18 protein-coding genes and 2 tRNA genes are annotated in these 18,826 nt (G+C 59.9%); 12 read left to right on the top strand and 8 right to left on the bottom strand.

Annotated elements, in window-relative coordinates; translation table 11 throughout:
* Positions 1 to 408, bottom strand: a complete 408-nt coding sequence (locus CFE47_RS22135; protein ID WP_005786670.1) for an ExbD/TolR family protein — start codon at positions 406 to 408, stop codon at positions 1 to 3.
* A gap of 190 nt (positions 409 to 598) precedes the next feature.
* Between CFE47_RS22135 and CFE47_RS22130 the strand changes: the two genes are divergently transcribed.
* Entirely contained in the window at positions 599 to 1,153 is a 555-nt protein-coding gene (locus CFE47_RS22130; protein WP_286840479.1) for a GNAT family N-acetyltransferase, read from the top strand.
* Positions 1,150 to 2,724: an alkaline phosphatase D family protein gene (locus tag CFE47_RS22125; protein ID WP_286840478.1), complete on the top strand. Its 1,575-nt coding sequence runs from the start codon at positions 1,150 to 1,152 to the stop codon at positions 2,722 to 2,724. Before CFE47_RS22130 ends, CFE47_RS22125 begins: the two co-directional genes overlap by 4 nt.
* Positions 2,725 to 2,733: 9 nt before the next feature.
* On the opposite strand, the gene CFE47_RS22120 is transcribed toward CFE47_RS22125, so the two are convergent.
* Positions 2,734 to 3,360: an alanyl-tRNA editing protein gene (locus tag CFE47_RS22120; protein ID WP_185710586.1), complete on the bottom strand. Its 627-nt coding sequence runs from the start codon at positions 3,358 to 3,360 to the stop codon at positions 2,734 to 2,736.
* A gap of 89 nt (positions 3,361 to 3,449) precedes the next feature.
* Here CFE47_RS22120 and CFE47_RS22115 point away from each other — a divergent pair, with 89 nt between their 5' ends.
* Positions 3,450 to 4,382: a LysR family transcriptional regulator gene (locus tag CFE47_RS22115; RefSeq protein ID WP_286840476.1), complete on the top strand. Its 933-nt coding sequence runs from the start codon at positions 3,450 to 3,452 to the stop codon at positions 4,380 to 4,382.
* A gap of 123 nt (positions 4,383 to 4,505) precedes the next feature.
* Here CFE47_RS22115 and CFE47_RS22110 read toward each other — a convergent pair whose 3' ends face one another.
* Together CFE47_RS22110 and CFE47_RS22105 are read right to left on the bottom strand one after the other, a co-directional pair.
* Positions 4,506 to 4,913 carry a PA2817 family protein gene (locus CFE47_RS22110; RefSeq protein WP_010211653.1) on the bottom strand — a complete coding sequence of 136 codons (408 nt, stop codon included), beginning with the start codon at positions 4,911 to 4,913 and terminating at the stop codon, positions 4,506 to 4,508.
* Positions 4,914 to 4,988: 75 nt separating this feature from the next.
* Positions 4,989 to 7,436, bottom strand: a complete 2,448-nt coding sequence (locus tag CFE47_RS22105) for an acyl-CoA dehydrogenase (RefSeq protein ID WP_286840473.1) — start codon at positions 7,434 to 7,436, stop codon at positions 4,989 to 4,991.
* A 157-nt stretch (positions 7,437 to 7,593) separates the two neighbouring features.
* Between CFE47_RS22105 and CFE47_RS22100 the strand changes: the two genes are divergently transcribed.
* From CFE47_RS22100 to CFE47_RS22085, 4 genes are all read left to right on the top strand, one after another.
* The gene (locus tag CFE47_RS22100; RefSeq protein WP_286840471.1) at positions 7,594 to 8,253 is read left to right on the top strand and encodes a transglutaminase-like domain-containing protein; all 660 of its coding nucleotides are present in this window, start codon (positions 7,594 to 7,596) and stop codon (positions 8,251 to 8,253) included.
* A gap of 43 nt (positions 8,254 to 8,296) precedes the next feature.
* Positions 8,297 to 8,914 carry a glutathione S-transferase family protein gene (locus CFE47_RS22095; RefSeq protein WP_286840470.1) on the top strand — a complete coding sequence of 206 codons (618 nt, stop codon included), beginning with the start codon at positions 8,297 to 8,299 and terminating at the stop codon, positions 8,912 to 8,914.
* A 134-nt stretch (positions 8,915 to 9,048) separates the two neighbouring features.
* Positions 9,049 to 9,981, top strand: coding sequence for an ABC transporter ATP-binding protein (locus CFE47_RS22090; RefSeq protein WP_185710591.1), 933 nt, complete (start codon positions 9,049 to 9,051; stop codon positions 9,979 to 9,981).
* A complete protein-coding gene (locus tag CFE47_RS22085) occupies positions 9,978 to 10,757 on the top strand; it encodes an ABC transporter permease (protein WP_185710592.1) in 780 nt (259 codons plus the stop codon). The genes CFE47_RS22090 and CFE47_RS22085 overlap by 4 nt, the downstream gene beginning before the upstream one ends.
* Before the next feature lie 112 nt (positions 10,758 to 10,869).
* On the opposite strand, the gene CFE47_RS22080 is transcribed toward CFE47_RS22085, so the two are convergent.
* Positions 10,870 to 11,409, bottom strand: coding sequence for a TetR/AcrR family transcriptional regulator (locus tag CFE47_RS22080; RefSeq protein WP_286840468.1), 540 nt, complete (start codon positions 11,407 to 11,409; stop codon positions 10,870 to 10,872).
* Positions 11,410 to 11,500: 91 nt separating this feature from the next.
* Here CFE47_RS22080 and CFE47_RS22075 point away from each other — a divergent pair, with 91 nt between their 5' ends.
* From CFE47_RS22075 to CFE47_RS22065, 3 genes are all read left to right on the top strand, one after another.
* On the top strand, positions 11,501 to 12,688 hold the full coding sequence (locus tag CFE47_RS22075) for an MFS transporter (RefSeq protein WP_286840467.1): 1,188 nt from the start codon (positions 11,501 to 11,503) through the stop codon (positions 12,686 to 12,688).
* A 97-nt stretch (positions 12,689 to 12,785) separates the two neighbouring features.
* Positions 12,786 to 13,934: a TDT family transporter gene (locus CFE47_RS22070; protein WP_286840465.1), complete on the top strand. Its 1,149-nt coding sequence runs from the start codon at positions 12,786 to 12,788 to the stop codon at positions 13,932 to 13,934.
* 68 nt (positions 13,935 to 14,002) lie between these two features.
* Positions 14,003 to 15,871, top strand: a complete 1,869-nt coding sequence (locus tag CFE47_RS22065) for an MFS transporter (protein WP_286840463.1) — start codon at positions 14,003 to 14,005, stop codon at positions 15,869 to 15,871.
* A gap of 119 nt (positions 15,872 to 15,990) precedes the next feature.
* Here CFE47_RS22065 and sugE read toward each other — a convergent pair whose 3' ends face one another.
* From sugE to rdgC, 3 genes are all read right to left on the bottom strand, one after another.
* A complete protein-coding gene (sugE, locus tag CFE47_RS22060) occupies positions 15,991 to 16,305 on the bottom strand; it encodes a quaternary ammonium compound efflux SMR transporter SugE (protein WP_010166396.1) in 315 nt (104 codons plus the stop codon).
* Between the two features lie 106 nt (positions 16,306 to 16,411).
* Complete coding sequence (locus CFE47_RS22055; protein WP_286840459.1) at positions 16,412 to 17,377, bottom strand: bile acid:sodium symporter family protein; 966 nt, start codon at positions 17,375 to 17,377, stop codon at positions 16,412 to 16,414.
* A gap of 157 nt (positions 17,378 to 17,534) precedes the next feature.
* Complete coding sequence (gene rdgC, locus CFE47_RS22050) at positions 17,535 to 18,455, bottom strand: recombination-associated protein RdgC (RefSeq protein ID WP_010211632.1); 921 nt, start codon at positions 18,453 to 18,455, stop codon at positions 17,535 to 17,537.
* Between the two features lie 159 nt (positions 18,456 to 18,614).
* Between rdgC and CFE47_RS22045 the strand changes: the two genes are divergently transcribed.
* Both CFE47_RS22045 and CFE47_RS22040 read left to right on the top strand, forming a co-directional pair.
* A tRNA-Val gene (locus CFE47_RS22045) sits at positions 18,615 to 18,690 on the top strand.
* Positions 18,691 to 18,709: 19 nt separating this feature from the next.
* Positions 18,710 to 18,786 (top strand) — tRNA-Asp (locus tag CFE47_RS22040).
* Positions 18,787 to 18,826 lie beyond the last annotated feature (40 nt).

The following is an 18,826-nucleotide window of genomic DNA, read 5'->3' as shown; positions in this document are numbered from 1 at the left end:
TCAGGACTTACGCGTGGCAATGGACACGGAGGTGAAGCCACCCAGGCGCAGGGTGTCCATCACTTCCACCAGGCGCGAAACTTCTACGCCCTTGTCGCTGTTGACGATGATCGTCGACTTGGTATCGGGCTTCTCTGCTGCCTTCAGCGCCGGTACCAGGGCGTCGACCGTAAGGTCTTTGCCATCCAGTTGCAGTTGGCCTTCCAGGCCCAGGGTCAGGATGAATTTGTTCTGCGGCTTGAGTTGTTGTGAGCTGCTGGCGCTAGGCAATTGGGTCTTCATGCCGAGCGCGGGAATCACGTTCAGGCTCACGAGTACGAAAAACACCAGGAGGAACATCATCACGTCGATCATTGGGATCAGTTCGATGTGTGCCTTGCGTTTCTTGGGTTCATCCCAGGTTCTCATTCCGCTACCCCGTCGTTGAATTAGGGGCGACACGCTAACAACCAAAAATGACCGATTGGTTAACAATAATTGACGTTTTTAGGGCTCTAGGACGCGTCTTTCAGGAGATTTACCTTGCAGTTTTATGACGTAATGAAATTGAAACACCCACGGTACATTCTCGAAAACTTTACATCGAGGGCCCCTGGGAATGAGTCATTCACTGCCGCATTTATCGACTGCGCGACTACTATTGCGCGCGCTGGAAATGGGCCAGGCCGAGGCACTTTCCGGCCTCGCCAACGGGCCAAAAATCGCCGACAACACGGCGAATATTCCATCGCCCTACACGCTGGAAACCGCACAGGTTTTTATTGATGCGATGGAGGCGAAATATCGTGCGGGTGAATTGCTCAGCCTGGGCATGCATGAGCATGCGAGTGGCGAGTTGGTCGGCATCGTCAGCCTGCGGCTCAACCCTCGGCATCGCTATGGCCACTTGGGTGGCTGGGTGGCAGCGCACTGCCGTAACCAGGGCTACGCTGCCGAGGCGGCCAGTGCCGTGACGGACTTCGGCTTCACCGAGTTGGGCCTGCAACGCATCGGCAGCCAATGCTTCGGGCGTAACAAGGAGTCGGCGCGGGTGATGGAGAAAATCGGCCTGCGCTTTGAGGGCTGCATGCGCGAAGCGTTTCTCAAGAACGGGGTATTCGAAGACCTGTTGGGGTTCGCCGTGGTGCGTAAAGACTGGGAACGCCGCGTATGAGCGGCGCGGTGGACCATGACCGCCGACGGATCCTCACGGGGCTGGCGGTGGCTGGCGCGTTCTCGATCCTCAGCCCGTTTGCGCGCAGTGCCGGGGTGGATTATCCGTTCACGCTCGGCGTGGCTTCCGGAGATCCACTGCCCGATGGTTTTGTGATCTGGACCCGACTGGCGCCGTTGTTCAATGACGCCGATGGCCGTGGCGGCTTGCGTCGCGCGGTGCCGGTACGTTGGCGAGTGGCCAGCGATGCAGCGATGACGCGCATCGTCAGGCAGGGCGAGGTGATGGCGACGGAGCGCTTTGCGCATTCCGTGCATGTCGAAGTGGCGGGGCTGGATGCCGGTCGGCCGTACTGGTACCAGTTCGACGGCCTCGGCGCGCAAAGCCCTGTGGGCCAGGCACGCACGACGCCGCCGGTGCAGGCCATGGCGTCGGCGCGGGTGGGGTTTGTGTCGTGCTCGCACTGGGAGCGCGGTTACTTCAGTGCCTATCGCCACCTGGCGGCCGAGCAGCCCGACCTGGTGTTTTTCCTCGGTGACTATATCTACGACAGCTCCTTTGCGCCGGAGTCTGGCAAGGTGTTTCGTTCCCATGGCAGTGGTAATGCGGTGAGCCTGAGGGACTACCGCAACCGCTACGCGCTGTACAAAACCGATCCGGATTTGCAGGCGTTGCACGCGGCTGCGCCCAGTGTGGCCACCTGGGACGATCACGAGGTGCAAAACGACTATGCCAACCAGTGGTCCCAGGATCCGAAGATTCCGGTGGCACAGTTTCTCCAGCAGCGGGCGGCGGCCTACCAGGCGTTTTACGAACACATGCCACTGCGAGCCAGCAGCGTGCCCAAGGGGCCGGACATGCGTATTTATCGGCGTTTGGACTACGGCCGACTCGCACGTTTTCATGTGCTCGACGGTCGGCAATATCGCTCCGAACAACCGTGCATCCTGGCCAATGGTAGCCACCAGGGGTATATCGCCGACAACACCTGCAGCGACTTGCGCGACCCTCGCCGCACCATGCTCGGTTGGGAGCAGGAGGCCTGGCTGGATCGCGGGTTTGCCGAGTCAAAGGCGCAATGGAACGTGATTGCCCAGGACTTGTTGGTGGCGCCGCTGAACCAGCGTGACCTGACCAATCACAAGCCCGGGCGCTGGACCGATGGTTGGGATGGCTACATGGCCAACCGTGAACGGATGCTGGCGTCCATTCAGCGCCGGCAGCTGAAGAATCCGGTGTTCTGGGGCGGCGATATCCATTCGTTCTGGACCACGGACTTGCACGCTGACGCCAATGACCTGGACTCGCCGATTGTCGCTACCGAGTTTGTAGGGTCGTCTGTCACGTCCGATGGTCCACCCTTCGAGGCATTCAAGGCGCTGCTGCCGCTCAACCCCCATGTGCAGTTTTTCGACAGCCGTAAGCGTGGGTACGTGTCGGTGGAGATCGCAGAGCAGAAGATGCTGACGCACTTTCGGGTGATCACCGATCCGCGTGATCCTACCGCCACGGTGTCGACCCTCAAGTCATTTGCCGTAGAGCCCGGAAGGCCCGGAGCAATTGCCATGTAGTGAGCGGGCTCAAGTGATTTCGTAGCGCACCGACAGTGCGCCTTTTTTCTCCGACAGGGCCAGGATCGTCACCTGGCCCAATTCGCTCAGCGCCTGCACATGCGTACCGCCACACGCATACGCGGGCAACTCGCCGAAACCTACCTCGCGGGTGCCGTCTTCCAAGGTCATGTGGCGAGGGTGATCGGCAGCGATCCACTGGTTGATTTGCTGCTGGATCGCCTCGGCATCGATCGCTTGCGCCGCTTCACCGCGAATAAACGTGATCTTGCCCTCACCCGGCCAGTGGTGCGCCTTGATCGGCATCCACCCCAGGGTTTCGCCGGCGTTGCCAATCAAGTGCCCAGCCGAATGCAGCCGTGTGTGCAGGGTGCGGCGCGGCTCATCGACCCGCGCCGTGATCGGGCCTGGTGCCACCGGTTGGTCGACGTAGTGCACCACGCGGTCGGCTTCCTGGGTGACCCGCACGACCTGGCTGTCGCCCAGCCAGCCGGTGTCGAAGGGCTGCCCGCCACCTTGGGGATGGAAGATCGTCGATTGCAAGACGACTGCAAAAAGACCCTCGTGGGCTGTGCAACTGAGCACTTCCAACTCGGCCGTCAGGTGGTCATGGGTGAAAAACAGGCGCTCGGTCATCATTTACATCCGCATCAGGGTTCTGTGGGCAGTATAAATAGTGCTCGGATAGGTGATAATCCGCTCAATTATCAATGGACCTGTGCGTCATGAGCATCAATCTCCCTTTGCCGCTGCTGGCTGAAATGGCGATTTTCGTCAAAGTCGTGGAAACCGGCAGTTTCTCCGAAGCCGCCCGGCAGATGGGCGCTTCGCCTTCATCGGTGAGCCGCAGTATTTCGCGCCTGGAAAAGGCCTTGGCGACGCGGTTATTGCAACGTACCACGCGCAAGCTGCGCCTGAGTGAGGGCGGTGAAGAGGTGTTCAAGCGCTGCCAGGAGATGGTCAACGCGGCGCGTTCGGTGATGGAGATCAGTGGCCAATACACCCATGAAGCCGAAGGTTTGGTGCGCGTCAGCGTGCCCAAGGCGGTGGGACGGTTTGTGATTCACCCGCATATGCCGGCGTTTCTGCAGCGCTATCCCAAGGTGGACGTGCAGTTGATTCTTGAAGACCGGCCGGTGGATTTGATCGATGACAACCTGGATCTGATCCTGCGCATTTCCGAAAGTCCACCACCGGGTTTGGTGGGGCGGCCATTGTTCCCCATCGAGCACTTGCTGTGTGCCACGCCTCAGTACTTGGCCGAGCACGGCACGCCGCAGCACCCGCATGATTTGCAGGAACACAGCTGCATTTATTTGGGGGAAACACCAGCGGATGCCCGTTGGAGATTTCGCCAGGCCGGCAAGACGGTGACGGTGGGGGTACGCGGGCGTTATGCGGCGAACCACACCGGCGTGCGCCTGGATGCGGTGTTACAGCATGTGGGGATAGGCAGCTTGCCGTACTTTACGGCGCGGCATGCGCTGGAGGCGGGGACGGTGGTGCAGGTGTTGGCGCAGTGGGATTTTATTGCGTCGTACCACGGCGAAGTGTGGTTGTTGCATTCGCCGACGCGGTATCTGCCACCCAAGTTGCGGGTGTTTATAGATTATCTGGTGGAGTCCATGGCCAAGGAGCCGACCCTTCGCCACCGGTAGAAACACGCTCTAAATGTGGGAGCTGGCTTGCCTGCGATAGCGGCCTGCCAGTCGCTAATGTGCAAGCTGACCCACCGCCATCGCAGGCAAGCCAGCTCCCACAGAAAAGCAATTTGCGCTGGATCAGTGCTTGCTTTGGTCGTCTGGCATGGCCAGCAGCTGCTTTTCCTGGTTCCAGTCGAACGGTTCGTCGTTCTGTTCGGCTTCGAAGCGACGCTCTTCCAGGGCCTGGTACAGGTCCAGTTCTTCATCGGGCATGAAGTGCAGGCAGTCACCGCCAAAGAACCACAGCAGGTCGCGCGGTACCAGGTGGGCAATTTGTGGGTAGCGCAGGATGACCTGGCTCATCAGGTCCTGGCCCAGATACTGGCTTTCGATCGGGTCGATCGGCAGCAGGGCGCGCAATTCGTCGAAACGCTCCAGGAACAGCGAGTGGCTTTCCTCGGGAACCTGTTCGGCTTCGCCGACGGCTACCAGGATGCTGCGCAGGTGGTCGAGCAAGACGAGATGATCGGCAACGACGTTGGACACGAGATAAGTCCTCTAAAGCAAAAACGGGCGCGAGAGTATATAGCTCACGCGCCCGTTTTTATATGACCGCTCGACTCAGCGGATTTTACCCTCGGTGTGGGTCAGCTCTTCCTTGCTGAAATCATCCACGTCGATCACCTTGCGTCGCGCCGCTTCGGCGTCACGCAGGGTTTGTGCTTCGCCCGGTTGCAGCACGCCGGCTTCCAGTGCCGCGTCGATGGCGTGCTCGCCGGCCCTCGGTTTGACCTGGCCGTTTTTAAGCGCCGTGTGCAGTTTTTTCTGCAACGGATGGCTGGCGCCGAGCAGGTCGTAGGCGTGTTGCAGGGCGCCCACTGGATCTTCCGCCGATTGCGGGCGGTAGCAGCCTGCCAGCAATTCTTCCAGGGTCGGGTCGCCTTTGGCACGGCCAATCACTGCCGCGACTTCGGCATCCAGTGCGTCGGACGGGCCGGTATGGCGGCGTCCGAACGGGAACACGATCACCCGCAGCAGGCAGCCCAGCACTTTGTTCGGGAAGTTGCTCAGCAGCTCATCCAGCGCCTGCTCCGATTTGCCGAGGCTTTCTTCCATGGCCCAGGCGAACAGCGGCTCCAGATGGTCTGGCGAATCCAGGTCGTGATAGCGCTTGAGCGCCGCCGAGGCCAGGTACATGTGGCTCAGCACATCGCCTAGGCGGGCGGACAGGCGTTCGCGGCGCTTCAATTCGCCACCCAGCAACATCATGCTCAAGTCGGCAAGCAGGGCGAACGCTGCGGCTTGGCGGTTGAGTGCGCGGAAGTAGCCTTGGCTCAAACGGTTGCCCGGTGCTTTTTCGAAGTGGCCGATCCCGAGGTTCAGCACCAGGGTGCTGGCGGCGTTGCTCACGGCAAAACCGATGTGTTGCATCAGCAGGCCATCGAACTCCTTCAACGCCTGGTCATGGTCTTCACGACCGGCCAGTGCCATTTCCTTGAGTACGAACGGGTGGCAACGGATGGCGCCCTGGCCAAAGATCATCAGGTTGCGCGACAGGATATTTGCGCCTTCCACGGTGATGAAGATCGGCGCACCCTGCCAACTGCGGCCAAGGTAGTTGTTCGGGCCCATGATGATGCCCTTGCCGCCGTGCACATCCATAGCGTGGCTGATGCATTCACGGCCGCGCTCGGTGAGGTGGTACTTGAGGATCGCCGACAGCACCGAGGGTTTTTCCCCCAGGTCGACTGCGTTGGCGGTGAGCATGCGCGCACTGTCCATCAGCCAGGCGTTGCCGCCGATACGTGCCAAGGCTTCCTGAATACCTTCGAAGGCCGACAGCGGCACGTTGAATTGCTCTCGCACCTGTGCGTACTGGCCGGTTACCAGGCTGGTGAACTTGGCCGCGCCGGTGCCCACAGCGGGCAGGGAGATCGAACGGCCTACCGACAGGCAGTTCATCAACATCATCCAACCCTTGCCGAGCATTTCCTGGCCGCCGATGAGAAATTCCAGCGGGATGAAAACGTCCTTGCCGGAATTGGGGCCGTTCATAAAGGCGGCGCCGAGGGGTAAGTGGCGACGGCCGATTTCCACGCCGGGGGTGTCGGTAGGGATCAATGCCAGGCTGATGCCTAGGTCTTCCACGTCGCCCAGCAGGTGGTCCGGGTCATGAGCCTTGAAGGCCAGGCCCAGCAAGGTCGCGACCGGGCCGAGGGTGATGTAGCGTTTTTCCCAGTTCAGGCGCAGGCCGAGGGTTTCCTTGCCTTCCCATTCACCCTTGCAGATCACCCCAGTGTCCGGCATGGCGCCGGCATCGGAGCCGGCCAGTGGGCCGGTGAGGGCAAAGCAGGGGATGTCATCGCCACGGGCCAGGCGTGGCAGGTAATGGTTGCGTTGTTCGTCTGTGCCGTAGTGCAGCAGCAGTTCGGCGGGGCCGAGGGAGTTGGGCACCATGACGGTAGACGCCAGGTCGCCGCTGCGGGTAGCGAGCTTCATCGCCACCTGGGAGTGGGCGTAGGCCGAGAAACCCTTGCCACCGTATTCCTTGGGAATGATAAGGGCGAAGAACCCGTGGGTCTTGATGTGTTCCCAGGCGGCGGGCGGCAGGTCCATGGCCTGGCCGATTTCCCAATCACTGACCATGGCGCAGAGTTCTTCGGTGGGGCCGTCGATAAACGCCTGTTCTTCTTCGGTCAGTTGGGCCTTGGGGTAGGCCAGCAACTTGTCCCAGTCAGGGCGGCCGCTAAACAGCTCGCCATCCCACCACACCGTGCCAGCATCGATGGCATCGCGCTCGGTTTCGGACATCGGCGGCAGGACTTTCTGGAACCAGCTAAATAGCGGTTTGGTGAAGTATTGGCGGCGCAGGTCAGGCAGCAGCAAAGGCGCGGCGACAGCAGCGATCAGCACCCAGAAGATCAGCAGCAGCCAACCTGGCGCATGACTCCACGCGCCCATCGCCAAGAGGTAGACGGCGACCACGCCCAGGGCGGGCAGGGGCGCAGTACGGCGGTGTGCCAGGTAGGCAATGCCGACCACCAGAACCAGTATCCACAACAACAGCATATTCAATCCTCCGTGAAACCAGGGGCGAAACCACCAAGGAGCTTAGTCGGCATCCGAGCAAGCGGGTGATCAGGGTGTAACGAGAATTGGCCGAATCGTCGTTATCTCCCCGGCAGGCCTGTGGTTAGACTCCAGGCTTCCTTCGGAGATAACGCGCATGGATACGTACTTGAGTCCCAGCCGCTTCATCGATAGTGACCACCCTGCGGTGGTGGAGTTCGCCGAAAAACACCGCGGGCCCAGCGCAGATTTATGTGACCAGGCAGTCAGTCTTTATTACGCGGTGCGTGAGGCGATTCGCTATAACCCTTACACCTTTAGCCGCGACCCAGAGACCTTGAGCGCCAGCTACGCCCTGAGCGTTCGCGAAAGCTACTGCGTGCCCAAGGCCACGCTGCTCGCCGCTTGTGCACGCCATTGCGGCATCCCTGCGCGCATCGGCCTGGCAGATGTGCGTAACCATTTGTCGACGCCGCGCTTGATCGCGTTGCTCAAAAGCGATGTGTTCGCCATGCATGGTTACACCGAGCTGTATCTGCACGGGCGTTGGGTCAAGGCCACGCCGGCGTTCAACCAGCAACTGTGCGACCTGTTTGATGTTCCGCCGTTGGAATTTGATGGGATCAACGACAGCGTCTTCCACGCCTTCAACCGCCAGGGCCAGCGCTCGATGGAGTACGTGGTGGACCACGGTCAGTTCCATGACGTGCCCGAGGCGTTTTTCTTCGCGCATATTCGCCAGTGTTACCCGCATTTGTTTGGCGAGGACATGCCCGAGTTGCTGGGGGACATGCAGACCGATTTAAGCCGCGCGTGATCCGGCGTATGCTGCTGCGCTCACCAAACGATAAGGCACGGTCATGCTGAAAATCTGGGGTCGTAAAAATTCATCAAACGTCAGGAAAGCACTGTGGTGCGCCGAGGAACTCGGCCTGGACTATGAAGCAATTGATGCGGGCGGGGCGTTTGGCGTGGTGGACACGCCGCAGTACCGAGCGTTGAACCCCAACGGTCGGGTGCCGATGATCGAGGACGGCGACTTCGTGCTGTGGGAGTCCAACACCATCGTGCGTTATCTGTGCGCCAAGCAGGGCTCCACGTGGTACCCGACAGACCTGAAAGCCCGGGCCAGTGCGGAGAAGTGGATGGATTGGACCACCTCGACCCTGGCCGAACCGTTCAAGATCGTGTTCTGGGGCATCTTGCGCACCCCGGCGGAAAAGCAGAACTGGGACAACATCCATGCCGGGCGCAAAGCCTGCATCGAAGCACTGAGTACGGTGGAAAAAGCCCTCGCCGAACAGCCGTATCTGTCGGGCAACGAGATCGGCATGGGCGATATCCCCCTGGGCTGTTTTGCCTACGCTTGGTTTGAAATGCCGATAGAACGGCCTGCGATGCCCCATCTAGAAGCCTGGTACGCACGCCTGCAACAGCGTCCGGCCTACCGCAAAGCGGTCATGACTGCGTTGACTTAATACTGACTATTAATACAGGTGACTGTACTTGTGCGGCGCGGGCAAGCACCATGCTTGTCATGCGCCGCCGTTGAACTACGTGGGCTGCGCCCTCATCTATTCTTTCTATTCCCTTCTTTGGTGCGTAATCCGATATGAGTTCCGCTCTGTCCATCCGGCAGCTAACCAAAACCTACGGCAACGGTTTCCAGGCCCTGAGTGGTATCGATCTGGACGTTGCCGAAGGTGACTTCTTCGCCTTGCTTGGCCCTAACGGCGCCGGCAAATCCACCACCATCGGTATCCTCTCGACCCTGGTCAACAAAACCAGCGGCACGGTGAATATCTTCGGCCATGACCTGGACAAATCCCCGGCGGCGCTCAAGCGCTCCATTGGCGTGGTGCCCCAGGAATTCAACTTCAACCAGTTTGAAAAGACCTTCGACATCGTCGTGACCCAGGCCGGTTACTACGGCATCCCGGCGAAAATCGCCAAGGAACGCGCCGAGCAGTACCTGACCCAGTTGGGCCTGTGGGACAAGCGCGACGTGCCTTCGCGTTCGCTGTCCGGCGGGATGAAGCGGCGCCTGATGATTGCCCGCGCACTGGTGCACGAACCGCGCCTGCTGATCCTCGATGAGCCCACCGCTGGCGTGGACATCGAGCTGCGTCGTTCGATGTGGACCTTCCTCACCGAGCTGAACGAGAAGGGCATCACCATCATCCTCACCACCCACTACCTGGAAGAGGCTGAGCAGCTGTGCCGCAACATCGGCATCATCGACCACGGCACCATCGTCGAGAACACCAGCATGCGTAACCTGCTGGGCCAGTTGCATGTGGAAACCTTCGTGCTCGACCTGAAAAACAACCTGTCGGTAGCGCCGCAGCTGCTCGGCTACCCGAGCCGCCTGGTCGACAGCCACACGCTGGAAGTGCAGGTGGACAAGGCCATGGGTATTACCGCGCTGTTCACGCAGTTGGCGACCCAGAACATCGAAGTGTTGAGCCTGCGTAACAAAACCAATCGCCTCGAGGAGTTGTTCGTGTCCCTGGTGGAGAAAAATCTGGCGAAGGTGGCGGTATGAGTTCCGAACTGCAACCCAACCTCGTCGCGCTGCAAACCATTGTCTATCGCGAAGTGAAGCGCTTTACCCGGATCTGGCCGCAGACATTGCTGCCGCCGGCGATCACCATGGTCTTGTACTTCGTGATCTTCGGTAACCTGATCGGTCGCCAGATCGGCGACATGGGTGGCTTCACCTACATGGAGTACATCGTGCCGGGGCTGATCATGATGTCGGTGATCACCAACTCCTACGGCAACGTGGTGTCGAGTTTCTTCGGCAGCAAGTTCCAGCGTTCCATCGAAGAACTGATGGTGTCGCCGGTGTCGCCGCACACCATCCTGATCGGCTACACCCTGGGCGGCGTGCTGCGCGGGTTGATGGTGGGCGTGATCGTGACGTTGCTGTCGCTGTTCTTCACCCACCTGCAGGTGCATCACCTGGGGGTCACCTTGTTGGTGGTGGTACTGACGGCGACGATCTTCTCGCTGCTGGGGTTTATCAACGCCGTGTTTGCGCGCAACTTCGATGATATTTCGATCATCCCAACGTTCGTGCTGACGCCGCTGACCTACCTGGGCGGTGTGTTCTATTCCATCACCCTGTTGCCGCCGTTCTGGCAGACCGTGTCGCTGGCCAACCCGGTGTTGCACATGGTCAACGCCTTCCGCTACGGCATTCTGGGGGTGTCGGATATCAAGATCAGCGTTGCAATCACGTTCATGCTGGTGGCGACGGTGGTGCTGTATGTGGGCTGCGCAAAGCTGCTGGTGAGTGGGCGCGGGATGCGTACGTAAGCGACAGTTCACAATAAAAAACGGCCTCAATTGAGGCCGTTTTTTTGGAGTGTATTCAGGACAATGTGGGAGCAGGCAAGCCAGCTCCCACATTAGGTTTTGTGTTCGGGCTTTAGCCTTTCAGCGCCAATTCGATCAGTTCGTGCAGTTCTTCAACCTGCAGTGGCGCACTCCCAAACAAAATCCTGAACACTGTCGGCGCTGCTAGCAGATTGATCAAACGGTCCACGTGGGGTGCTGTGCTATCGGGATAGCGGTCGACAATCGTCTGCAATTGCCCGCCAATCAGGGTTACGCAATATCCCGGTGTCTGGCTGCTTTGCACGTCGCGCATCATGTTGCGCCCCGGCTCCGAACTCATCTCGTCCAGGTACTGCTCGGCCCAGGCTTGCAGGTCGCCGCGCAGGCTGCCGGTGTTGGCCGGCTCGCTGTCGGGGCGCATGCGCTCCAGCGCCACGTCGGCGAGCAGGGCAGAGAGGTCGCCCCAGCGCCGATAGATGGTGGAGGGCGTGACACCCGCGCGCGCAGCAATCATCGGCACGGTAACGCTGGAACGCTCATGGGCTTCCAGCAATTCGCGCGTGGCGTTGTGCACTGATTCTTGGACCCGGGCACTGCGGCCCCCCGGGCGAAGGCCTTCTTTAATTGCCATGCGTAAAACCTTAACACAAAGAATTTGCTTTAAGCGCACGCTGGTAGCACACTCCACAAAAGCAAAATATTAGCTTTAGCGGAGCGTGCCCATGTCCCTACCTTCTTCCAACCGTTCGAGCCTGACGTTCCTGGTCGTCACGGTGTTGACCTTTCTCGCCGCCTCCAGCGCGCCGACGCCGCTGTATCAGGTGTATCAGGACAACCTGCACTTTTCCGCAGCCATGCTCACAGTCATCTTCGGCGTATACGCCGTCAGCCTGCTGGCGGCGTTGCTGACCGTGGGGTCGCTGTCGGATTACTTGGGGCGCAAGCCGGTCATTTTTGTGGCCCTGCTACTGAATATCGTGGCGATGCTGCTGTTTATCAACGCCGACAGCACCGCTTACCTGATTGCCGCCCGTGCGCTACAAGGTTTTGCCACCGGCATGGCGACGGCGGTATTGAGTGCGACGTTACTGGACACCGACCGTGTACGCGGCCCGATTCTCAATAGCTTGGCGCCGCTGCTGGGCATGGCCAGCGGTGGCCTGGGCAGTGGCCTGCTGGTGGAGTTTGCGCCTCGGCCGACCCAACTGATTTATGTGGTGATGCTCGGTTTGATGGTGCTGCAAGCCCTGTACGTATGGCGCCTGCCGGAAACCGTCAGCCGCATACCGGGTGCCTTGAAGTCGCTGGCGCCGACCCTGCATGTGCCGGAACAAGCACGCCGGGCATTATGGCTGGCCATGCCATTGAATGTGGCGGTGTGGGCGTTGGGCGGGTTCTTTTCTTCGCTGGCGCCGTCGCTGGTGCGGGCTGCGACCGGCTCCACCTCCCATCTGATCGGCGGGGGATTAGTGGCGGTCGTAACCTTGAGCGGTGCGGTGATGATCTACAGCCTGCGGGAGCGCCCGGCGGATAAGGTCATGCGCCTGTCGGCGGTGTTGCTGGCGGTGGGTGTGGCCTTGCTGCTGGTGGCGGTTCAAACCGCCAGCTTAGGGCTGTTTTTTATCGCCAGTGTAATCGCCGGCTTCGGCTTTGGCGGCGGTTTTATGGGCAGCGTGCGCAGTATTGTCGGGCTGGCATTGCCCCATGAGCGGGCCGGCTTGATGTCGGCGTTCTATGTGCTGAGCTACCTGGCGTTTTGCCTACCGGCGTTGCTGGCGGGAAATCTGAGTCGTGTGTATGGCTTGATCGCAACCACCGACGGTTATGGCGCCGTGCTGATCGTACTGGCGCTGGGTGCCTTGGCGGGGCTGTTGACAAGGGATTCGTCCAGTCGCAACGTTCGCATATAGGTAAAATAGATAACAGTTAGAGAAATTACCCGTTATATAGATATTCGATAAGGTTCTACCATGATCTCAACCTCATGCGAGGAGGAGGAATTTCCACATGACCTGTTCGAATACCATCAGCTACAAGCCATTCAGTCACCTGACCCGTCCACGGGAAGTGATTCGCCAGTTCACTCCCAACTGGTTCGCTGCGACCATGGGCACAGGCGTGCTCGCGCTGGCCCTGGCGCAACTGCCGATCAATCTGCCCGGCGTGCATGCCATTGCCGAAGGGCTGTGGTTGTTTACCATCGGCCTGTTTATGTTGTTCAGCATCCTGTATGCCGCCCGTTGGGTGATGTTTTTCCACGAGGCGCGACGGATCTTCGGGCACTCCACGGTCTCGATGTTCTTCGGCACCATTCCCATGGGGCTCGCGACCATTCTCAACGGCTTGCTGCTGTTTGGCCTGCCGCGCTGGGGCAGTGACGTCATACCGCTGGCCGAAGCTTTGTGGTGGCTGGACGTGGCCATGGCCTTGGCGTGCGGCGTGCTGATCCCGTTCATGATGTTTACGCGCCAGGAACACAGCATCGACCAGATGACCGCCGTATGGCTGCTGCCGGTGGTTGCCGCCGAAGTCGCGGCCGCCAGTGGTGGCCTGTTGGCGCCACACTTGGCCGACGCCCATTCGCAACTGGTGATGCTGGTGACCAGCTACGTGCTGTGGGCGTTTTCCCTGCCAGTGGCATTTAGCATCCTCACCATCTTGATGCTGCGCATGGCCCTGCATAAATTGCCCCACGCCAATATGGCCGCGTCGAGCTGGCTGGCCCTGGGCCCCATCGGCACCGGTGCGTTGGGCATGTTGTTGCTCGGCGGTGATGCGCCGGCGATCTTCGCCGCCAACGGCTTGCCTGGCGTCGGCGAAATGGCCAACGGCCTGGGCCTGGTGGCGGGCATTACGCTGTGGGGCTTTGGCCTGTGGTGGATGTTGATCGCTGTGCTGATCACTCTGCGGTACCTGCGTTCCGGTATCCCGTTCAACCTCGGCTGGTGGGGCTTCACCTTCCCACTGGGGGTGTACGCCCTGGCCACATTGAAGCTGGCGAGCCTGTTACACCTGGGGTTCTTCAGTGTATTTGGCAGCGTACTGGTAGTGGCGCTAGCGTTGATGTGGCTGATTGTTGCCAAGCGCACCGTGCAGGGTGCCTATAAAGGTGAGCTTTTTGTTTCACCCTGTATTGCGGGACTAGGGAATAAGTAAGCGGGATTAGGTAAAGTCGTGGCCTGTTTTTCAATAAAAGCCTAACAGGCCACGCAGGTACACGGACGATGAGCCACCCCTCGCAATTCACCTTGCTGCGCACGCGGCGCTTCCTGCCGTTTTTCATCACCCAGTTACTGGGCGCTTTCAACGACAACATCTTCAAGCAATCGCTGATCCTCGCCATTCTCTACAAGCTGACCATCGACGGTGACCGTTCGATCTGGGTCAACCTGTGCGCGCTGCTGTTTATCCTGCCGTTCTTCCTGTTCTCGGCGCTGGCCGGGCAGTTTGGCGAGAAATTCAACAAGGACGCATTGATCCGCGCGATCAAGATCGGCGAGATTGTGATCATGGCGGTGGGCGCCACCGGGTTCCTGTTCAACCACTTGGAACTGATGCTGCTGGCGCTGTTTGCCATGGGCACACACTCGGCGTTGTTCGGTCCGGTGAAGTACTCGATCATGCCCCAGGCCCTGCACGAAGATGAGTTGGTGGGCGGCAACGGCCTGGTGGAAATGGGCACGTTCCTGGCGATCCTGGCCGGCACCATTGGCGCCGGGATCATGATGTCGTCCACCCATTACGCACCGGTGGTGGCGGTGGCGATTGTCGGCGTGGCAGTGCTCGGCTACCTGGCCAGCCGCAGTATTCCGCGGGCGGCAGCGTCGACCCCCGGGTTGCGTTTGAACTGGAACATTTTCAGCGAATCCTGGGCCACCTTGCGCCTGGGCCTGGGGCAGACGCCTGCGGTGTCGCGCTCCATCGTCGGCAACTCGTGGTTCTGGTTTGTCGGCGCGATCTACCTGACGCAAATCCCCGCCTACGCTAAGGAATGGTTGTATGGCGACGAAACCGTGGTGACGCTGATTCTCACGGTGTTCTCGGTGGGTATCGCACTGGGTTCGATGCTCTGCGAAAAACTCTCGGGGCGTAAGGTGGAAATCGGCCTGGTGCCGTTCGGCTCCTTTGGCCTGACGGTGTTCGGTCTGTTGCTGTGGTGGCACTCCGGCGGCTTCCCGCAGAACGTGCAGCCTAACGACTGGCTGGCGGTGCTCAGCTACGGTCAAGCCTGGTGGGTGCTATTCGATATCCTCGGGTTGGGCGTGTTTGGCGGTTTTTACATCGTGCCGTTGTATGCGCTGATCCAGTCGCGCACTGCCGAGAACGAGCGGGCGCGGGTCATCGCCGCCAACAACATCCTCAATGCGCTGTTCATGGTGGTGTCGGCCATCGTGTCGATCCTGCTGCTCAGCGTGGCCAAGCTGTCGATTCCCGAGCTGTTCCTGGTGGTGTCGCTGCTTAACATCGCAGTGAACACCTACATCTTCAGGATCGTTCCCGAGTTCACCATGCGTTTCATGATCTGGCTGTTGAGCCATTCCATGTACCGCGTGGAGCATCGCAACCTTGAAGTGATCCCGGACGAGGGCGCGGCGTTGCTGGTGTGCAACCACGTTTCGTTTGTCGATGCGCTGCTGATTGGCGGCGCAGTGCGTCGGCCGATTCGCTTTGTCATGTACTACAAGATCTATCGCTTGCCGGTGCTGAATTTTATCTTCCGTACCGCCGGGGCGATTCCGATTGCCGGGCGCCATGAGGATATTCAGATTTACGAAAAGGCCTTCACGCGCATCGCCCAGTATCTGAAGGAAGGGGAGTTGGTGTGCATCTTCCCCGAAGGCAAATTGACCGCCGATGGTGAAATGAATGAGTTTCGCGGTGGGGTGACGCGGATCCTGGAGGAGACGCCGGTGCCGGTGATTCCGCTGGCGTTGCAGGGGCTGTGGGGAAGTTTTTTCAGTCGCGATCCGAACAAGGGGTTCTTTCACCGGATCTGGTCGCGGGTGGTGTTGGTGGCGGGGGAGCCGGTTGAAGGCCCGACGCCTGCCAGGTTGCAAGAGGTGGTGGGTGAGTTGCGGGGAAGTGTCAGGTAGTTTTTGTGTTGGATGTACCGGCCTCTTCGCGAGCAAGCCCGCTCCCACATTCGCCCGCATTCCAAAGGTGGAATTAGGTCGAATGTGGGAGCGGGCTTGCTCGCGAAGGCGGTAGTGGCTTAAGCGCTGATCTTGAGGCCGATGAGCCCGCAAATAATCAGCGCCACACTGGCCAGCCGAAACAACGCCATGGACTCCCCAAACAGGATAATCCCGGCAATCACCGTGCCCACGGCGCCGACTCCGGTCCAGATGGCATAGGCGGTGCCCAGCGGCAGTTCCTTCATGGCCAGTCCCAACAGGCCAAGGCTGATGGCCATGGCGGCAATCGTCAGGGCGGTGGGCAGTGGCTTGCTGAAACCGTCGGTGTACTTCAGGCCGACGGCCCAGCCGACTTCAAACAAACCCGCAAAGAACAGAATGATCCAGGACATGATGACCCTCTCTATAGACGTGGGGTCGTCCCCGGATTAGGCGCTTGAGAGCGTCGCGAGGTCGTCCCCGCGAAGCTCGGTAGAGTGCCGAATATTGATCGGGCGATCAAGTTTGCGGGGTGTTTTCCAGTGCGCGGCGGTCTTCCTTTTCGCTCATGCGGCGGAAGTAAGTCGACAGCAGCGCCCCGGAAATATTGTGCCAGACGCTGAACAGCGCACTCGGCACCGCCGCCAATGGCGAGAAGTGCGCGCTGGCCAAGGCGGCACCCAACCCGGAGTTCTGCATGCCCACTTCCAGTGCCAGCGACTTGCGTTGCGCCAACGGCAACTTGAACACGCGGCCGGTGAAGTAGCCCAGCAAGTAGCCGAAGCTGTTGTGCAGCATCACCACGGCCATGATCAACAGGCCCGACTCGGCGATCTTCGCCTGGCTGGCGGCAACCACCGCCGCAACGATGATCACGATGCTCACCACCGACACCAGTGGCAATACGTCTACCGCATGGCGCACTCGTTCACCGAGCACGCGTTGCGCAACAACGCCCAGGATGATCGGCAACAGCACCACTTGCAGGATCGACCAGAACAACTCCATGAACGACACCGGCAACCAGGCGGAGGCCAGCAGCCAGATCAACGCCGGAGTGAGCAGCGGGGCGAGGAGGGTGGTGACGGCGGCGATGGCCACCGACAACGCCAGGTCGCCACGGGCCAGCCAGGTCATGACATTGGACGAAGTACCGCTTGGGCAGCAACCGACCAGGATCACGCCGACGGCAATTTCCGGCGGCAGGTGGAACGCCTGGCACAGCAACCACGCCACGCCCGGCATGATCACGAAGTGTGCGACCACGCCCAAGGCCACGCGCCACGGATGGCGGGCAACTTCGGCGAAGTCATCAATCTTGAGGGTCAGCCCCATGCCGAACATCACCAGGCCCAATAGCGGCACGATGGCGGTTTTCAGGCCGATGAACCAACCCGGTTCAAGGAACGCGAGCACCGCAAAAATCAGCACCCAGTAGGCGAAGGTATTTCCGACGAAGCGGCTGAGTGCGGCGAGTGCGCGCATGGTAAATGGCCTTTGTTGTTAGATTTTTTGAATTGTAAATGCGATCAAATGTGGGAGCGGGCTTGCTCGCGAAAGCGGTTTATTAGTCGAAAAATTAGGTGACTGATCCACTGCATTCGCGAGCAAGCCCGCTCCCACATTTTGATTTTCACAAGGCTTAGATGCCCTGCGGGGTCTCTTCACCACCGAGGGCTTCAACCAGCGCCGGGATAAAGTCGCCAAACGTCAGCATCATCAGGGTAAAGCTCGCATCCAGTTGGCCTAGGGCTTCGTCGCCGCCGTCCTGTTCTGCCTGGTCTTGCAACAGGTCTTCGAACTTCAGGCGCTTGACGGTCATCTTGTCGTCGAGCATGAAGGACAACTTGTCCTGCCAGGCCAGGGACAGTTGAGTCACGACTTTACCGGTGGTCAGGTGCAGTTGGATCTCTTCGCCGGTCAGGTCCTGGCGCTTGCAACGCACGATGCCGCCGTCTTCGTGGGTGTCGCGCAGTTCGCATTCGTCGAGGACGAAGAAGTCATCGGCCGGCTTCTGGGTGGTGACCCAGTCGGTCATGATTGCAGTCGGAGCTGTTTTTACTGTGAGCGGGCGAACCGGCAGGGTGCCGATCACTTCACGCAGCGTGGACAGCAGGTCTTCGGCGCGTTTCGGGCTGGCCGAGTTCACCAGGATCAGGCCCTGTTTCGGCGCGATGGCAGCGAAGGTCGACGAGCGACGAATAAAGGCGCGCGGCAGGAAGGCCTGGATGATTTCATCCTTGATCTGGTCGCGTTCCTTCTTATAGACCTTGCGCATCTGCTCGGCCTCGATCTCTTCGACTTTCTCTTTAAGGGCATCGCGCACCACGCTACCTGGCAGGATGCGTTCTTCCTTGCGCGCGGCGATCAGCAGGAAGTCACCGCTGACGTGAACCAGGGGAGCGTCTTCACCTTTACCAAAAGGTGCGACGAAACCGTAAGTGGTCAACTCCTGGCTAGCACAAGGGCGCGCCAGTTTGGTGGCCATGGCCGCTTCCAACGCCTCGGCATCAACAGGCAGATCTTGGGTCAGGCGATAGATAAGCAGGTTCTTGAACCACATGGGGTGAGTCTCTCCTTTATACAAAGGGGGGCATTATTGTCTTGATAACGCCTGAGGCCAACCCTGCCTAAGCCATTGGAAGGCCTCAAAAAAAAGATTTAAGAAAGTGCTTGCCAGACCTTGAGTCGCTCCGTAGAATGCGCGCCACACCGAGACGAAGGGTGATTAGCTCAGCTGGGAGAGCATCTGCCTTACAAGCAGAGGGTCGGCGGTTCGATCCCGTCATCACCCACCATTCGCTTCAAGTGTTACGCGCAGCGGTAGTTCAGTCGGTTAGAATACCGGCCTGTCACGCCGGGGGTCGCGGGTTCGAGTCCCGTCCGCTGCGCCATATTCGGTAACCTGGAACACTGAACGCCAGGTCACCACAG

The organism is Pseudomonas sp. PGPPP1 (assembly GCF_002255865.1).
Lineage (GTDB): Bacteria > Pseudomonadota > Gammaproteobacteria > Pseudomonadales > Pseudomonadaceae > Aquipseudomonas > Aquipseudomonas cremoris.
The sequence above is the reverse complement of the archived record's forward strand: the minus strand, read 5'-3'. Positions and strand labels throughout refer to the sequence as shown.

What these genes read in the sequence shown, in the direction of transcription:
- CFE47_RS22135 (WP_005786670.1), bottom strand. Translation starts at nt 408, where the DNA reads ATGAGAACCTGGGATGAACCCAAGAAACGCAAGGCACACATCGAACTG.
- CFE47_RS22130 (WP_286840479.1), top strand. Translation starts at nt 599, where the DNA reads ATGAGTCATTCACTGCCGCATTTATCGACTGCGCGACTACTATTGCGC.
- CFE47_RS22125 (WP_286840478.1), top strand. Translation starts at nt 1,150, where the DNA reads ATGAGCGGCGCGGTGGACCATGACCGCCGACGGATCCTCACGGGGCTG.
- CFE47_RS22120 (WP_185710586.1), bottom strand. Translation starts at nt 3,360, where the DNA reads ATGACCGAGCGCCTGTTTTTCACCCATGACCACCTGACGGCCGAGTTG.
- CFE47_RS22115 (WP_286840476.1), top strand. Translation starts at nt 3,450, where the DNA reads ATGAGCATCAATCTCCCTTTGCCGCTGCTGGCTGAAATGGCGATTTTC.
- CFE47_RS22105 (WP_286840473.1), bottom strand. Translation starts at nt 7,436, where the DNA reads ATGCTGTTGTTGTGGATACTGGTTCTGGTGGTCGGCATTGCCTACCTG.
- CFE47_RS22100 (WP_286840471.1), top strand. Translation starts at nt 7,594, where the DNA reads ATGGATACGTACTTGAGTCCCAGCCGCTTCATCGATAGTGACCACCCT.
- CFE47_RS22095 (WP_286840470.1), top strand. Translation starts at nt 8,297, where the DNA reads ATGCTGAAAATCTGGGGTCGTAAAAATTCATCAAACGTCAGGAAAGCA.
- CFE47_RS22090 (WP_185710591.1), top strand. Translation starts at nt 9,049, where the DNA reads ATGAGTTCCGCTCTGTCCATCCGGCAGCTAACCAAAACCTACGGCAAC.
- CFE47_RS22085 (WP_185710592.1), top strand. Translation starts at nt 9,978, where the DNA reads ATGAGTTCCGAACTGCAACCCAACCTCGTCGCGCTGCAAACCATTGTC.
- CFE47_RS22080 (WP_286840468.1), bottom strand. Translation starts at nt 11,409, where the DNA reads ATGGCAATTAAAGAAGGCCTTCGCCCGGGGGGCCGCAGTGCCCGGGTC.
- CFE47_RS22075 (WP_286840467.1), top strand. Translation starts at nt 11,501, where the DNA reads ATGTCCCTACCTTCTTCCAACCGTTCGAGCCTGACGTTCCTGGTCGTC.
- CFE47_RS22070 (WP_286840465.1), top strand. Translation starts at nt 12,786, where the DNA reads ATGACCTGTTCGAATACCATCAGCTACAAGCCATTCAGTCACCTGACC.
- CFE47_RS22065 (WP_286840463.1), top strand. Translation starts at nt 14,003, where the DNA reads ATGAGCCACCCCTCGCAATTCACCTTGCTGCGCACGCGGCGCTTCCTG.
- sugE (WP_010166396.1), bottom strand. Translation starts at nt 16,305, where the DNA reads ATGTCCTGGATCATTCTGTTCTTTGCGGGTTTGTTTGAAGTCGGCTGG.
- CFE47_RS22055 (WP_286840459.1), bottom strand. Translation starts at nt 17,377, where the DNA reads ATGCGCGCACTCGCCGCACTCAGCCGCTTCGTCGGAAATACCTTCGCC.
- rdgC (WP_010211632.1), bottom strand. Translation starts at nt 18,455, where the DNA reads ATGTGGTTCAAGAACCTGCTTATCTATCGCCTGACCCAAGATCTGCCT.